Source organism: Oceaniserpentilla sp. 4NH20-0058, from assembly GCF_040371755.1.
Taxonomy (GTDB): Bacteria; Pseudomonadota; Gammaproteobacteria; order Pseudomonadales; family Oceanobacteraceae; genus Bermanella.
On the sequence record NZ_BAABWE010000003.1, the window covers coordinates 201,561 to 218,576 of the forward strand.

At 40.9% G+C, this 17,016-nt stretch carries 12 protein-coding genes; 7 read left to right on the plus strand and 5 right to left on the minus strand.

All coding sequences use genetic code 11. The annotated features are described in order from the left end of the window. Positions 1-61: 61 nt before the first annotated feature. Positions 62-802, minus strand: coding sequence for a 30S ribosomal protein S2 (gene rpsB / locus ABWV45_RS06175; RefSeq protein ID WP_353349757.1), 741 nt, complete (start codon positions 800-802; stop codon positions 62-64). A 292-nt stretch (positions 803-1,094) separates the two neighbouring features. Here rpsB and map point away from each other — a divergent pair, with 292 nt between their 5' ends. Together map and glnD are read left to right on the plus strand one after the other, a co-directional pair. Further along, entirely contained in the window at positions 1,095-1,883 is a 789-nt protein-coding gene (map, locus tag ABWV45_RS06180) for a type I methionyl aminopeptidase (RefSeq protein WP_353349759.1), read from the plus strand. Between the two features lie 2 nt (positions 1,884-1,885). Then, complete coding sequence (gene glnD, locus ABWV45_RS06185) at positions 1,886-4,576, plus strand: [protein-PII] uridylyltransferase (RefSeq protein WP_353349761.1); 2,691 nt, start codon at positions 1,886-1,888, stop codon at positions 4,574-4,576. A gap of 51 nt (positions 4,577-4,627) precedes the next feature. Here glnD and ABWV45_RS06190 read toward each other — a convergent pair whose 3' ends face one another. The 3 genes from ABWV45_RS06190 to ABWV45_RS06200 are packed head-to-tail and all read right to left on the minus strand — an operon-like array spanning position 4,628 to position 7,914. Then, positions 4,628-5,437, minus strand: coding sequence for an ABC transporter ATP-binding protein (locus tag ABWV45_RS06190; RefSeq protein WP_353349763.1), 810 nt, complete (start codon positions 5,435-5,437; stop codon positions 4,628-4,630). A 33-nt stretch (positions 5,438-5,470) separates the two neighbouring features. Then, on the minus strand, positions 5,471-6,481 hold the full coding sequence (locus ABWV45_RS06195) for an ABC transporter permease (RefSeq protein ID WP_353349914.1): 1,011 nt from the start codon (positions 6,479-6,481) through the stop codon (positions 5,471-5,473). A 56-nt stretch (positions 6,482-6,537) separates the two neighbouring features. Continuing rightward, positions 6,538-7,914 carry a CmpA/NrtA family ABC transporter substrate-binding protein gene (locus tag ABWV45_RS06200; protein ID WP_353349765.1) on the minus strand — a complete coding sequence of 459 codons (1,377 nt, stop codon included), beginning with the start codon at positions 7,912-7,914 and terminating at the stop codon, positions 6,538-6,540. A 703-nt stretch (positions 7,915-8,617) separates the two neighbouring features. Here ABWV45_RS06200 and dapC point away from each other — a divergent pair. Beyond that, positions 8,618-9,808, plus strand: coding sequence for a succinyldiaminopimelate transaminase (gene dapC / locus ABWV45_RS06205; protein ID WP_353349767.1), 1,191 nt, complete (start codon positions 8,618-8,620; stop codon positions 9,806-9,808). Positions 9,809-9,862: 54 nt separating this feature from the next. On the opposite strand, the gene ABWV45_RS06210 is transcribed toward dapC, so the two are convergent. Further along, the gene (locus ABWV45_RS06210) at positions 9,863-11,647 is read right to left on the minus strand and encodes an ATP-binding protein (RefSeq protein ID WP_353349769.1); all 1,785 of its coding nucleotides are present in this window, start codon (positions 11,645-11,647) and stop codon (positions 9,863-9,865) included. A 182-nt stretch (positions 11,648-11,829) separates the two neighbouring features. Here ABWV45_RS06210 and ABWV45_RS06215 point away from each other — a divergent pair, with 182 nt between their 5' ends. The 4 genes from ABWV45_RS06215 to ABWV45_RS06230 all read left to right on the plus strand — a co-directional run bounded on the left by ABWV45_RS06215 (position 11,830) and on the right by ABWV45_RS06230 (position 17,016). Next, on the plus strand, positions 11,830-12,177 hold the full coding sequence (locus ABWV45_RS06215) for an ArsC family reductase (RefSeq protein ID WP_353349771.1): 348 nt from the start codon (positions 11,830-11,832) through the stop codon (positions 12,175-12,177). Between the two features lie 38 nt (positions 12,178-12,215). After that, positions 12,216-13,229, plus strand: coding sequence for a 2,3,4,5-tetrahydropyridine-2,6-dicarboxylate N-succinyltransferase (gene dapD / locus ABWV45_RS06220; protein ID WP_353349773.1), 1,014 nt, complete (start codon positions 12,216-12,218; stop codon positions 13,227-13,229). Between the two features lie 335 nt (positions 13,230-13,564). After that, positions 13,565-15,208 carry a sensor histidine kinase gene (locus ABWV45_RS06225; RefSeq protein WP_353349775.1) on the plus strand — a complete coding sequence of 548 codons (1,644 nt, stop codon included), beginning with the start codon at positions 13,565-13,567 and terminating at the stop codon, positions 15,206-15,208. Between the two features lie 299 nt (positions 15,209-15,507). Then, positions 15,508-17,016 (plus strand): hypothetical protein, encoded by a 1,509-nt coding sequence (locus tag ABWV45_RS06230; RefSeq protein ID WP_353349777.1) that lies wholly within the window; start codon positions 15,508-15,510, stop codon positions 17,014-17,016.

The window sequence follows — 17,016 nt, forward strand, 5'->3', positions numbered from 1 at the left end:
AATTCTTTTAAAAAAAGGGGGCAAGCCCCCTTTTTATGTTTACAGCTTAATATGACAAATATTATTCAGCTGCTGGCGCTTCTTCTGCTTTTGGTGCTTCTGCAGCTGGTGCTTGACCGGCTTCAGTTTTACCTTCGATGCAAGCATCTGCTACAGCAGATGTGAAGATTTCGATCGCACGGATCGCATCGTCATTACCAGGAATGATGTAATCAACGCCGTCTGGGTTGCTGTTAGTATCCACGATACCGATAACTGGAATACCTAGCTTGTTTGCTTCTTGAATAGCAATACGCTCATGATCAACATCAATTACAAAAATTGCATCAGGAAGACCACCCATGTTCTTGATACCGCCGATAGAGCGCTCAAGTTTTTCCATCTCACGGGTACGCATTAGCGCTTCTTTCTTAGTTAACTGCTCAAAAGTACCATCTTTCTTTTGTGCTTCAAGGTCTGCTAGACGCTTAATAGACTGACGGATAGTTTTGTAGTTAGTTAACATACCACCTAACCAGCGATGTGCTACGAAAGGCATGTTAGAACGAGCGGCTTGCTCTTGGATAACCTTAGATGCTGCACGCTTAGTACCAACAAAAAGTACTTTATTGTTTTTAGCAGCCATACCTTTAACGACGTTTAACGCTTCGTTAAATGCAGGAACAGTGTGCTCTAGGTTGATGATATGGATCTTGTTACGAGCGCCAAAGATGAACTGAGACATCTTTGGGTTCCAGTAACGAGTCTGGTGACCAAAGTGAACGCCTGCTTTAAGCAGGTCACGCATACTTACTTGTGCCATGATATATACCTTTGTATAGGGTTAGGCCTCCATGCATCCCATAATCCAATCCCGAACTTTAACAAGTCAGGACACCCAGAATTATGTGTCGATACATGTGCGGATTTATTAATATTTACAATCAACGACCCATAGACCGTCAAATGCGCGCGCTTTATACCATATTTCCCTATGAAAAGGGAAGCATTATGGGTGATTTAAAGGCTTTTAATCCATACCGATACTGTATTCATCTATTGTCCATATAGGCGTACAATATGCCTTTAAATTTTAAATAGTGAATATCAGAACCATGGCCGTGACCATCAAAACTCCAGAAGAAATTGAAAAAATGCGCGTAGCTGGTCGTTTGGCTGCCGAAGTACTGGAAATGATCGGCGAATTCGTCAAGCCAGGCGTAACCACCGGTGAATTAGATCGTATTTGCCACAATTATATTGTAAATGAACAACAGGCTATTCCTGCTCCATTAAACTACGGCAACCCGCCATTCCCAAAATCCATTTGCACCTCTGTTAATCATGTCATTTGCCACGGCATCCCAAGCGACGACAAAATTTTGAAAAAAGGCGATAGCGTTAATATTGACGTAACCGTTATAAAAGATGGCTACCATGGCGACACCAGTAAAATGTTCTTTATCGGCGAGCCTAAGCCCGCCGATAAGCGCCTTGTGGAAATCACTCAAGAATGCATGTACAGAGGTATGGCTCTGGTAAAACCCGGTGTTCAACTAGGGGATATCGGCCATGCAATTCAGGTTCATGCTGAATCTAATTATTATTCTGTTGTACGTGAATATTGTGGTCACGGGATAGGTAAAGGCTTCCACGAGGAACCTCAAGTTATGCATTACGGTCGCCCAGGCACTGGCATGGCACTTAAAGAAGGCATGTGTTTCACAATTGAACCCATGATCAACCAAGGTAAACCGCAAAGTAAATTACTTGGAGACCACTGGACGGTTATTACAAAGGATAGAAAGCTCAGTGCGCAATGGGAGCACACCTGCCTTGTCACGAACGACGGTATTGAAGTGCTCACACGCCGCAAAGAAGAAGTGTTTCCTTGGGAGCAATAATCATGGATCAGGACTTGCTCAATCTAATTTTTGATGAAGATACATTTAGTCACGCATTAAATGAAGGCAAGCCCTCCATACCCCTCTTTAAAGCGGCAATTCATCACAGCCAAACTGTTATGGATGAACACTTTAGAGCCACCCTTGATGCCGTTACCCTAGTTCAAGCTCGTTCTTGGTTTATGGACCAATTACTCAAACATGCTTGGCTACAGTTCTTTCCAGTCGATGCAGACAACATTGCCCTACTGGCCGTGGGCGGCTATGGGCGCGGTGAATTACACCCAAAAAGTGACATAGACATCCTTCTTTTAAACAAAGATGAAGCCGCGTTCAGTGCCAACAGTGAGGCCATGCAAAGCTTCATAACATTCATGTGGGACATCAAACTAGATGTGGGTCATGGTGTACGCACAATTGATGACTGCAAGCGAGAAGCAGAGAAAGATCTAACCATTGTCACCAATCTAATGGAAACACGTACATTAATTGGCGATGACTCACTTCGCGAAACCATGGGAACAATCACCGGTCCAGACAACATTTGGCCAAGCCATGAGTTTTTTATCGCTAAATGGGAAGAGCAAAAAGAACGTCATGAAAAGCACAATGATACAGACTACAACCTTGAGCCGAACATAAAAAAAGGACAAGGCGGATTACGTGATATTCACACCGTTGTATGGATACTGGAGCGCCACTTCGGCAGCCACGAACTTGAAAACCTGACCAAACAAGGCATTTTAACCGACTTTGAATATGGCATGCTGCATCGTTGCAGGGATTTTTTGTGGCAACTTCGTTACGCATTACACATGGTCACTGGCCGTGAGGAAGATCAACTTTTATTCGATTTCCAAAAAGAAATCGCTGAAATTCTAGGATTTGAAGACGATACTGAGCAGCTTGCTGTAGAGCATATGATGCACCAATTTTATCGTTATTCTCTGGCATTGAATGAGCTCAACGACTTATTGATTTTATTATTTAAAGAACTCATCATCGACAGTCAAAATGCCGCTGAAATTATACCTATCAATAACTATTTTCAGCGTAACAATGACTATTTAGAAATCACTCAACCTCACCTGTTTAAAGAAAACCCAAATGCCATGCTGGAGGTGTTCTACCATCTCGCCACTGATAACTCTTTAAAAGGGGTAAAGGCCAACACGGTCAGAGCCATTAGAGACAATCGACACCTAATTGACGAAAACTTCAGAACAGCCCCTGACAACATTAGAACATTCATGGCACTTATGCGTAACGAGCAACATGTCACCCGTGAACTAGAGCGCATGCTTAATTACGGCATATTAGGTCAATACATCCCAGAATTCGGCGCCATAATTGGCCACATGCAGCATGATTTATTTCATAGCTACACCGTGGATCAGCACAGCTTACGAGCTATAAAGTTCATGCGTCGCTTACGTTATGGTACAGAAAAAGAGTTATTCCCATTAGCCAGCAAATTAATTTTAGATATACCTAAAAAAGAAATCTTGTATTTAGCTGCTCTGCTTCATGATGTGGGCAAAGTACTTCCAGGTGATCATGAGATTACCGGAGCAGAAATTGCAGATGTATTCTGTCAGCAACATGGTTTAAGTGAAAAGGATTCTCAGCTTGTGGTTTGGTTAGTAAGAAACCATTTATTATTCTCTCAAACCTCACAGCGTATTGATTATGCCGACCCTGATGCAATACACCACTTTGCAACCTTAATAGGTGATCGACGCCATTTAGATTATTTATTTATTTTTAGCGCCGCCGACATATACAGCACAAACAAAAAACTATGGACAAGCTGGCGTGCCGAACAAATGCGTAATTTATATTCGGAAACCCTTCACCTTTTAAGACGTGGGTTAGACAACCCCATCAATAAAGATGAGTGGGTAAAGGAGACTCAGCAAGCTGTCATTGCGCGCCTTCAAGATCATGGCTATAGCGAAAAAGACGTAATGACCATGTGGGAAAACCCAGGGGATGAATATTTTTTACGAGAAAGCGTTGATACATTAGTTTGGCATGCACTAGCTCTGTTTAAACATCAAGATACAAGCAAACCTTTGGTATTAATTGGTGAAACCAGTAATAACTCATTCGAGGGTGCTACACAGATTTTCATCCATATGAAAGATCAGCCCCACCTTTTTGCAGCCATGACAACGGCGCTTGATCAACTACACCTTAACATTCAAGATGCTCGTATTATTACCTCTGCCAATAACAATGCCCTAGATACCTACATTGTTTTAAATGAAGATGGCGAACCGATTACTGAAGAATTACGCCTTCAGAAAATCCAAAATACATTAGAGGAAGCCCTCTCACATCCAGAAGAGTTTTCACAACTTATCCAGCGCCGAACATCAAGGCAACTAAAACAATTTGATTTCAAGCCCATCGTTAACTTAAGTAATGACCCGTTTACAAAGCGCAGCTTGCTAGAAATAATTGCCCCTGATCGCCCAGGTCTACTTGCCTGCATGGGGCAACTATTCATGGAGTATGAGCTATCGCTAGAAACTGCAAAGATTTTAACCGAAGGCGAAAAAATCGATGATATTTTTTATATCACAGATAAAAATGGCAACCCTATCAGCGACCCTGAGTTTTGCCGTAAACTTCAAACTGCAGTGATAGAAGCGCTAACAGAACAAGTTGAACTTCAAGCCAGCATTTAAAATACAAAAAAGCCCAGCATAAGCTGGGCAATAGGGGATAATGAAGTGGTCTTATGCCACTTTACTGGAAGGCACATCCGGCTTAGCATGTCGATCATGTAAAAAGCGTAATACGTCAGCACGGTATCGGTTATACATAGGGTCATCAGCCAGCTCTAAGCGATGACGGGGACGTGGGAGCTCAACATCTAATATCTCTCCAATCGAAGCTGCAGGGCCATTTGTCATCATTACAATGCGATCACTTAGCAGTACCGCCTCATCCACATCATGGGTAATCATTACCACTGTGTTTTTTAAATCCCGCTGTATTTCCATCAAGGAATCTTGAAGATGGGAACGTGTTAATGCATCCAATGCACCAAATGGTTCATCCATAAGTAAAACCGTTGGTTCCATCGCCAGCGCTCTAGCAATCCCTACTCGCTGCTTCATGCCCCCAGATATCTCGTCTGGTTTTTTATGCAACGCATGACTCATGTGCACCAATTCAAGATTATATTCAATCCATTGCTTCATTTCGGCTTTGCTTTTTTTACCCTTGAATACTTGCTTTACTGCAAGCTCAACATTTTCATAAGCTGTTAACCAAGGTAATAGCGAATGATTCTGAAACACCACTGCCCTTTCTGGCCCAGGCTCATTGACTTCCAAGCCGTCTAATACAATGCCACCTTTTGAAGCCTGATATAAACCCGCAATAATATTTAATACTGTTGATTTACCACAACCTGAATGGCCAATTAATGAAACAAACTCACCTTTTTTGATTTTCAAATTCACGTTATCTAATGCCAAGAATTTCCCACTTGGCGTATCAAATTCCATTGATACATGATCAATATTCAAATGTGCACTCATAGTAACCTCTAAATTCTTAAGTAATCATTTTTATCAACGATTGGCTGCAGACTTGTCCCAACTAAAGTATTTCTGCATCTGCAACATAACCCAATCTAATAGGAAACCAATTAAACCAATAGTTAAAACCGCAACCATGATTCGACCTAAAGAGTTAGAGCTACCATTTTGGAATTCATCCCATACAAACTTACCTAATCCTGGGTTTTGGGCCAGCATTTCTGCTGCTATTAATACCATCCAACCCACACCAAGCGATAAACGCATACCAGTGAAAATCATTGGCACAGCAGAAGGCAGTACAACTTTTGTGATTTTTGCCCACCAGCTTAAACGAAGTACTTTTGCGACGTTTAATAAATCTTGATTAATAGAGGATACACCTACCGATGTATTAATGAGAGTGGGCCACATACAGCACAACATGACCGTAATCGCAGAGGTTACAAATGATTTGTCGAACATTGGATCATCACTTACATACACAGCTGAAACGACCATTGTGACAATAGGCAACCAAGCTAAAGGTGACACTGGTTTGAATATTTGAATAATCGGATTCATTGCATTATTCAATGTTTGGCTCAACCCCGTTAATATACCTAAAGGTACAGCAATTAACGTTGCCAATATAAAACCTGTAAATACAGTATATAAACTAGTGAAAATTTGTTGAGGGTATGTAGTACGACCACGATACTCTCTCCATTTTACTTCTGCGTCTGGATTTTTTTCTAATTTTTTCGCATTACGTTTTTCTTGTCGCTCATAAAAACTAGCTTCTTTAACTGACTCAGCTTTGTATTCTTCCCACAAGCCTTTAGTTTGTTCCAATACCTGTGATGGTCCAGGAACCTGTCCTAATGACGTTACAACACTTTTAGCAGCGCTATCCCAAACGGCTAAAAATATTGCAAACGCTAATAGAGGTACACCTAGTGCCCTGAGCAAAACATTCACCTGCTCACGGCGATTTTCTCCCTTGATGATTCGAACCCAAGGCGCAAACATCCTCAGGTCTTCCAGTTTCGAAACAACATTCATCATAACTATCCCCTTAATTCATGAAAAAGCGGCCACTATAGTGACCGCTCGGCTCTTTAAACTTTTTCGTTACCTTTCAGACCAATGTTGAATTTCTTAAGGTAATCGTTAGGTTTTTTGCCGTTATAAGGTACGTTATCAATAAACTCTTTCTGAACTGGCTTGAAGCCATCTTCTTTATCAAAGTCAGGGAACTCAGATGCTTTCATTTTGCCTTCTGCTATTAACTCTTTAGCTGCTAGAGTGTAGATATCAGGACGATAAACTTTTTTAGCAATATCCATGTACCAGCTATCAGGTTTTTGATCAGCAATTTGTCCCCAACGACGCATTTGAGTTAAGTACCAAATAGCGTCTGAATAGTATGGGTATGTGGCGTTATGACGGAAGAATACGTTGAAATCAGGAATCTCGCGTTTATCACCTTTTTCATACTCAAATGTACCTGTCATTGAGTTTGCGATAACGTCGTAATCAGCACCAACATAGTTAGATTGAGAAAGAATTTTCACAGCTTCTGGGCGGTTAGCGTTGTTCTTATCATCTAACCATTTGGCTGCGCGAATCATACCTTTAACCACTGCAATGTGTGTTTCAGGGTATTTATCAGCCCAAGCTTTTGATACACCAAATACTTTTTCTGGGTTGTTTTTCCAAATTTCATAATCGGTGATGACGGGTACACCAATGCCTTTAAACACAGCTTGCTGGTTCCAAGGCTCACCTACACAGTAACCATCAATGGTACCGGCTTCCATTGTTGATGGCATTTGCGGTGGAGGCGTTACAGAAAGCAAAGCATCCGCTTTTAACGTACCTGATGTATCCCCTTTTTCAGGAGCGTAAAAACCTGGGCTAATACCACCTGCGGCTAACCAATAACGAAGTTCATAGTTGTGAGTGGATACTGGGAATACCATACCCATTTTAAACGGCTTACCTTCATCTTTATATTTTTCGATTACAGGCTTTAAGTAATCAGCCTTAATTGGATGAACTGGTTTGCCATTTTCATGTGGAATGTGTTTTTTCATTTCATCCCAAACACTATTAGACACGGTAATACCATTACCGTTTAAGTCCATTGAGAATGCTGTGACGATATGTGCCTGAGTTCCAAAACCTATGGTGGCTCCTAATGGCTGACCTGCCAGCATATGCGCGCCATCTAGTTCACCGGTAATAACCCGATCCAATAAAACTTTCCAGTTAGCTTGCGCTTCTAATTCAACAAACAGACCTTCATCTTCAAAGAACCCTTTTTCTGCTGCGATAGCAAGTGGAGCCATATCAGTCAGTTTAATAAAGCCAAATTTTAATTCTTCTTTTTCAGGGTCTCCAGCAAATGCAGACGTACTGAGTAAGGTTGCCGTTAGGCCTGCACCTAGCGCAACGCTTTTTACAACACGTTTAATGGCATGGGATAAAGTCATATTTTGTATCCTTAAAGTTTAAGTTTTTTAAATCAAAAAAATTAATCAGATGAATTCAAACGTGCGCACGTTTTAAATAATTTCAATTTATGTTCTCAAACTCTGTGCCAAAAACGGTTAGTTCTTGAAAAAAATATATTTAATTTTCAAATTACAGATAACTCATCAATTCGGGGCGCTAATTTATATTTACGGCACCAGTAAAAATCAGGAGGTTTCAATTAGGCGCACACAAAGCCTCTCATTAGGTCTTTCTAATACTCAAAAACCACCACATATTGCGCCAACAAGGTGCATATACAGCCCTTCCATTAAACTATTGAAGCTGACCATATGGTTATCTTTAATATATAAACGAACCACTTACGAGCACCGACCGTTCATAGCGGCTACCAAATAGGTGCATTTCAGTGCATAACAGACAGATAAGTTATTTATCGATAGAAAGGGATAAAAACAGAACAAAGCATTATGTTTGTTAAAAAATAGACAAATAAAAGGTAAGTTGATTTCTAGCAGACAGGGACCGCCACCTGCTTATTTATGCTAGTTTCTCTTTATCACTTTAACACTTAGATTTACGACATAACTGCAATGCCCCACTTCTGCCCCCTGTTGATGCGCTCTTCTCGTCATATTTGTTGGCTACTAATCCCGTCACCTCTGATTTATAATCCCGCCATTATTTTGTAGGAACACAGCCATGAACCCTAACCTCGATTTACTTCAACCTTATCCCTTTGAAAAACTGAATAAGCTAAAAGCCGAGGCAAATGTAAGTACCGATCTTCCTCACATTGCATTATCAATAGGCGAGCCCAAGCACCAAAGCCCTGCCTTTGTATTAAAGGCAATGGCAGACAACCTTGATAAATTGGCAAACTACCCAACCACCAAGGGTATTCCGGAACTACGTGATTCAATTAGCCATTGGGCGAAAAAACGCTTTTCTTTGAATACATTAAATAGTGATACTCAGGTACTACCCGTAAATGGTACCCGTGAAGCCATATTTTCATTTACTCAAGCCATGGTAGATGCCAAACCTAATGCATTGGTTGTAAGCCCTAATCCGTTCTATCAAATATATGAAGGGGCAGCCTTTTTAGCCGGTGCAAAACCACATTACTTACCCTGCCTTGAAGAAAACGGCTTTAATCCAGATTTTGAAAACGTGCCTAGCGAAGTATGGGAAAATACTCAGATTCTATTTACCTGTAGCCCAGGCAACCCTACAGGTGCAGTGATTCAACTTGATGAGTTGAAAAAACTCATTGCACTATCTGATAAATACAATTTTGTGATTGCCAGTGATGAATGTTACAGCGAAATATTTATCGACAGCGTAGATGCCCCTGTGGGCTTATTACAAGCTTGTGCCGAACTGGGCCGTGACGATTACAAAAATTGCGTGGTTTTCCACAGTTTAAGCAAACGCTCTAACTTGCCCGGTTTGCGCAGTGGTTTTGTAGCAGGCGATGCATATTTATTAGAAAAGTTTTTCCAATATCGTACCTACCATGGTTGTGCCATGAGCATTCCAAATCAACTAGCCAGTATTGCGGCATGGAACGATGAAGAGCATGTAAAAGAGAATCGTCGGCTTTATACCCAAAAATTCAATGCCGTTTTGGATATCTTATCACCTGTAATGAATGTTACACAAAGCGATGCCAGCTTTTACTTGTGGGCTAAAACGCCCATTAATGAAGAAGAGTTTGCCCAACGTTTATTTGCTGAACAACAAGTGACGGTACTTCCGGGTAGTTATTTATCACGCACGATTGATGGTATAAACCCAGGAAGCAACCGAATTCGGATGGCATTAGTTGCTGAGGTAGATGAGTGTATTGAGGCCGCTAGACGAATTCGCGCATTAATTGAATCGCTATAAATTATCCAACCCTAATAATGCAGTTGATGCGCGTTATTAGGGTTATACGCTGTTTTAACTCAGTACCTTAATAATCGCTCTCATTAAATTGTCCATCACAATGGGCTTAGATATAAATTCATTCATGCCTGCTTCTAAGCACTCGGCCCTGTCTTCATCTGAGGCATTGGCCGTCACGGCAATGATCTTACCCTTATAACCGAGCTTTCGAATACGGCGTGTTGCTTCAACACCATCCATTTCTGGCATTCTCATATCCATTAAAATAATTTCAGTGGTTAGATGGTTAGTAATATACTGTATGGCTTGCTCGCCACTATTCACCGCTACAATTTTTTGCGTATTAAAATCCATTAGCATCGATTCTAGCACCGTGCAGTTCATCGCAATATCATCAACAATTAAGATACTCACGTTTTGTAAATCAAAGGATTCCGCTTCTTCTAGCGGTATATCATCTAAAACACTCGTTTCTTGAGTGATTTCTCGATTAGGTAATACAACCGTGAAAGCACTGCCTTTATTAAGCTCACTTTCTACTTCAATATCTCCATTCATTTGTTTAATAATACCCATAGAAATGGCCAAGCCTAAACCCGTACCCTCCATGTTTCGGCCTGAATCATTAGTGACCTGAGTGAATTCCGTGAACAATGTTTGAATATATTGCTGGTCAATCCCTATGCCTGTATCACTAACGGTGATGCGCACATCATGATTGCTCGCAACGCTAACAACAATGTTAACTTCACCACTATCAGTAAACTTTATTGCATTGGATATAAGGTTCATTAAAACTTGAGCTAAGCGATTCTGGTCTGCACGAATGTAAACGGGTGCTTGGGGTACTGCATAATTAAGTGTAACGTCCTGCTTAAGCTTTGGTTGCATAATACGTGACAGTTCTGATATTTGCTTACTCAGGTCGTAAGGTTCTTCAATGAGCTTCAATTCATTTTCTTCTAGTTTACTGTAATCCAAAATATCATTAATTAGCATCAGCAATAAATTACCTGACGTGGCTATATCGTTCACCTGCATGTGATACTTTTGTGGTAAATCAGCCCGTGATAACAATTGTGAGTTACCAATCACACTGTTTAATGGTGTCCGTAACTCATGACTCATGGTGGCCAAGAACATGGATTTACTATGTGCTGAGGCCTCAGCCGCATGCTTCAAATGATTGATCTCATCAATCGTATTTTGCTTGTTTGTAAGCTCGGTATTTAAACTATGCAAATGGCGACTGGCTAAGCCAGTTGTGCCCCATAAGCAAATCATCACCAACACATTAATCATCGCTAAATATGCAATTTCTACTTTATGCCAATTTTCAGGGTTCACAATAGCAGGAGGCAATGCTCCATTTGATAGTTGATATATATTAAAACCACACAGAATGCTCAACACGATAAAAGCAAGCAGCATACGTTTACCAGTAAATATCAATGCGGAGAACATTGCAGGACCTACCCAAAGTACAGTGCTAGGACCTGCAATAGATTGATTATTGTAATCAACATAAAACACGCCGCAGGTGCTCAGCGTAAAGACGTAAAGCGACACCCAAATTATTTCCCGACTAAAGCGCATAATGAGCGGCACGAATAAAAACAAGGATGCAAATGCCACTGTAACCACTCTGCGAGGCTGTATGTCACCTTCGTTAAGGGCCAGTAGCAATAACACGAACAGCCCCATCCCCCCCAAAGCCACAGAGTACACCCATAGTACTTTGGCCAAGAAGACATGCTCACTTTGTAAAAAACGCTCAGGGATAACCCGATCAAAAAAGCGATCTACCAATGAGTAAGCATGTATCGGTTGGATGCGCAACTAAAAACTCCTAAAAAATAGATTTATCCACTAAGTCTAGTCGAAGTGAATAATGAATTTTGGACAAATAACACATAAATAGTACATAGGTCAGTTTATGATATATCCATAAAATGTGTAGGGCTGATAATCCCAATCAATTATGTTTTAATGCGCCCCTTTTATTTAACACGACTGCGATCATGAAAATTTACGGCATTAAAAACTGTGACACCATGAAAAAGGCCCTTAAATGGCTGGATAATCAAGGTGCTGATTATGAGTTCCATGATTATAAAAAAGCCGGTCTAAGCCCTGAACTTGCAGACACATTTCTGGCTAATATCGAGCTAGATAGCCTAATCAATAAGCGCGGCACCACTTTTCGCCAGTTAGATGACGATACAAAAGCACGCATCGCTGAGCACGATAAGACCACAGCTAAGCAAGTAATGCTGGATAACCCCTCTATCATTAAGCGCCCTGTACTGGTAAAGAACGATCAATATCTGCTGGGCTTTAAAGCTGAGCAATATCAAGAATTTGTATAACCCCTTTTTAATTAAACACAGCCCATAGGAATATCATAATGGCATTAGCATTTGCATTAGGCGTCGGCACTCAGAACGCAAACAAAGAATGGCTAGAAGTGTTCTATCAAAAACCCGCTTATCAGCCATCTGCTGAATTAATAGAAGCCGCTAAAACCGCTGGCTATACAACGGGTAACCAAGCCATTGAATTAGACAGCGCCAAGCTTACTGCTTTAGCACAAAGCCTTCCAGCAGAACAAGCTGCTTTGGCTAAAACCTTGTCTACCAGCAAGCAACCAACTGTCATGGTTGTACTGGAATCTGACGAGCAAGCTACCACCACTCCTGAGGTGTACTTAAAGCTACAGTTAATCTCTCACCGTTTAGTTAAACCTCACGGTATTAATTTAGCTGGTATGTTTGGTCTGCTTCCAAACGTAGCTTGGACAAATAAAGGCGCTGTTGATCTAGCGGAACTCGCAGATGCTCAACTGCAGGCACGTTTAAATGGCGAGCTACTTGAAGTCATCAGTGTGGATAAATTCCCTAAAATGACCGACTACGTAGTACCAAGTGGCGTGCGTATTGCTGATACTGCTCGTGTTCGCTTAGGTGCATATGTAGGTGAAGGCACAACTATCATGCATGAAGGTTTCATCAACTTTAATGCAGGGACCGCGGGTACTTCTATGATTGAAGGCCGTATCTCAGCTGGTGTGTTTGTAGGTGAAGGTTCTGATCTAGGTGGCGGTTGTTCAACCATGGGCACACTATCTGGTGGTGGCAACATAGTGATTTCAGTGGGTGAAAACTCCCTAATTGGCGCTAATGCGGGTATTGGTATTCCTTTAGGTGACCGCTGTACCGTTGAATCTGGCCTATACATTACCGCAGGTACAAAGGTTCAAGTACTGGATGACCAAAAGCAAGTCGTGGAAGTGGTAAAAGCCCGCGATTTAGCTGGTAAGCCTGACTTACTGTTCCGTCGCGACTCTATTGGTGGCGCTGTTCAATGTGTAACTAACAAAACAGCAATTGAGCTAAACCACGAATTGCACGCAAACAATTAATCCATTCCACATAAAAAGCCATGGGTGAAGTTCATTCAACCCATGGCTTTTATGCATTTTGACCCGTCTGCTATTAAAACGACATAGCAGCATAAGACAATCTATTAATGACGTTAGACATAATAGACCAACCTTGATATTGGCCATGCACTAAAAGCGTCCATATTACTGAATTTAAATGGCTGTAATATCATGGCTTGCACCATAAAATACAAGAATCGGCCATTTATTACTCAACTATAGGAGAAAATGAAACTCCAACCCAATACTTATTTCCTAATTAGGCCAATGACATTTACAATTCAAGCCTTAATAGTTTTTCAAGGCCGTGGTAAATGGAAACTAGTCACCTAGACACCCCTTTTCTTCCTCTGGATCGTCTTCGTATTCTTAAATATTTCAGTGTCTACAGTGCCATCATTACCGCAGGACTCATGTCTTTATTTTTTATGGATATTGATCTCGGATTCTTAGGTCAAGCCGATCCAAAAATTTATCCCATGATACTGTCGTTTCATGCGGTTATGACCATTGTTTTCATAGTACTTGCCTTTAGTGTAGGGCAAGCTCATTACGACCATCTAATAGCCTTTTTCTTAATCGATATTACTCTTGTTGCAGGCTTAATTTACTCCAGTGGTTCAGGAACCAGCTTAAGTTATTTGATGGTTATCAATATTGCCGTTGGTAATGCATTAGTTAGTGGACAAAAAGGTTACTTATTAAGCGCTTGGGCCGCCATTTGTTTGGTCTATATTGAATACTTTTTTCAAGAAAATGGCTTTGCTTACAACTTTGTTAATGCTGGTACCTTAGGTGTTATCTTTTTTATCAGTGCATTAATTATTCAAGCCTTAGTAAAACGCCTTCACCTATCGGTAGATATTAATCGTCAACAAGCAGATAGCTTATTAAGCATGGAACAACTCACCAGATTGGTGCTTAAGCGATTAGAAACTGGGGTAGTGGTCATCGACAACCAAAGTAATATTATATTTCAAAATTCTGCCGCACAGCGTTTACTAGGTTACCCTGGGGCAATACGTTCATTGCCTGAAAAACTGCAAGACAGGTATCATCAGTATGAAAAATTCCCTAAATACAAACCAGAACCTTTTAAAGCGGGCCCAACCACAGCAAAAGTACAGATCATGTTTTCGCCGCTCATGCCCGGCACTAACCGCGGAACGGTAATATTTATAGAAGATACCAACGTGGTATACCAGCAAGCTCAACGCTTAAAACAACAATCCCTTGGTAAACTATCGGCCAGTATTGTGCGTGAAATTCGCGAACCAATGAAAGGCATCTATCAAATAGCAAAACACATGTCGAAATCTTTAGTGGCATCTGGAGACACTAAACGTCACGAACAAATAAAAAATCATTCTGTACGCATTGATCGTATTATTCGTAATGTGCAAAGTTTAAGTAACAGCAAAGCCACCGAATTTGAAAAAACACCCATTGGTAAATGGACTTACGCTTTAACTAAAAGCTTACAAACAAGCTTACTTAAGGACGTTGTACTGCAAGTAAAAACGAATAAACTGCCAATGGAAGTCTATTGTGATCGCTCTCAAATTCAACAAGCTGTTACAAACCTATTAGAAAATGCTGTTTACTTCTCTAAGCAGCAAAACGGCAATTCAGCCCGAATTATTGTTCTTGTTGGAGAAAACAAAGTTAGCCGAGAAACCGTCATTGAAATTCAAGACAACGGCTACGGTGTAGGCCTAGATGACTTAGACCATATCTTTGAGCCGTTTTACACCTCAGAAGAGAACAAGTCCGGCCTAGGGCTATATTTAGCCAAGCAATTCTGTGAAATGAATATGGCGCGATTAGACTATATCGCTACCCAACAAGGGGCTCGATTTAGAATTACCTTCCCCGATCCTGAACAAGTAAAAAGGCAATTAGAACAGGAAGAAGACTTTAAACTTAGGGACAAAGCCCACACAGAAGGAGTATCCTAACCACTCTCCCTACCCTTTATTTGCATAACTGGGTATTATCTTTACAGCTTGGCTTTAAGACAAAGCCAAGCAAGTCATACTAAGCAAACCCTCAACTATAATCATTTGTTTTACATACAGCTGTTAACAACATATAAAAACGATAAGTTTCAAAGACTTAAGCAAACTAATAAAACGCCCCGTAATTAAAGTATTAAATCAAAGTGACAAGCAGTGTAACCGATCACATTATCCTCGACTAAAATGAGACATGGTGTGATCTCAATTGTCGGTCAAGCCTTTAAATTAAGGGACTCAGCATGCTCATATCGAACCTCATTCCCGGCGAACCAGTATTAAGCTGGCTGTTAGTCATTATTGCTGCCAATATCATTTTGTACTTCATTCGAGTAAGCGCCCACCACTTATTTGATAGCCTTACTCGATTAGTCGTACAAAACTTAAAACTGTTAAGCCATGCTTTAATTAAATCAGCACGACAGTTAAATCACCGAAATCGAGAAGTACTACTTGAGCACGGCAAGCAGCAAGCAGAACGTGAGCTTGAGCGTCAGTTTTTACGCCTTAGTAATCTTGTGGAAAAAGACCTCGCGCGTTACCCCACAATACAAAGAAATATCGAACAAAACATATCGCACATGGAAGATAAACTGGCGCAAACATCACAAGTGCCCCCACCCGCTCCAGACTGGACAGAAGCAGTTGAGTCCATTTCAAAATTAAAAGACGCCACTAAAAACGATGCTGTCGTTGGTAAACTTTTACAGGCTATTTTTGAAGCCTTCCAAAAGCAACAAGGAGAAGTACTCACTACCCACCGCCAAGACATAGCCAAACGTCATAATCTGTTAAAAGATGCCATGGGACATTGGCGACATGTACTAAGTAAAGTCACCCGTTTAAGCGAACAATGGCAAAATTTAATTCAACAAGCCAAAAAGATCGACCTACAAGTTGAGCGGTTCGATAACATGGTACAAGGCACAGACAAAGCAGAACGCTTATTAAAGGCCAGTAATACAACCCAATTTTTCATCTCGGTTGTTGTTATGGCCATTGCCGGCTTTGGCGCATTTGTTAATTACAACCTGATCGCACTACCCATGTCAGAGCTTATGCCTGCAACCAGTCAAATAGCCGGATACGATGTGGCAGATATAGGTGCCGCTGTCATCATCATGTTAGAGATTACTGTGGGCCTATTTTTTATGGAGGCAATTGGTATTACTCGACTATTCCCTGTAATTCATTTTATGGAAGATAAAAAGCGCCTAATTTTCGCATGGCTGTGCATGATTTTTTTATTAGCACTATGTGGCGTAGAAGCAGGCCTTGCCTATATGCGTGAAACCATGGTCGCTGACAAAGCCCTATTAACCAGCTTTTTAGTGGGTGGAGAACAAGCCGCAACAGCAGCGGCATCAGTAGAACACAGTAACATCCCCATGATTGGCCAAATGACACTGGGATTTGTATTGCCGCTGATCTTAATGTTTGTGGCCATACCGTTTGAGTCGTTTATTCATACTGGACGCCATGTACTAGGTGGACTTACAGTTAACCTATGTATTTTTACCAGCACCATACTGCGTAGCAGTGCCATTTTTATTAACCAAATTAATCAAAGTATCAAACATATCTACGACATTCTTTGTTTCGCTCCACTTTGGTTTGAACACCTTGTAGACAGTAAACCAAAGAAAAAGCAAGAATTTCAACCTGAACAAAATAACCACGTAATACAACCCATAGAGCATGATAATCAACCTCAGCTCGACTCAACTAAATCAATAAAACAAGAAGTGTAA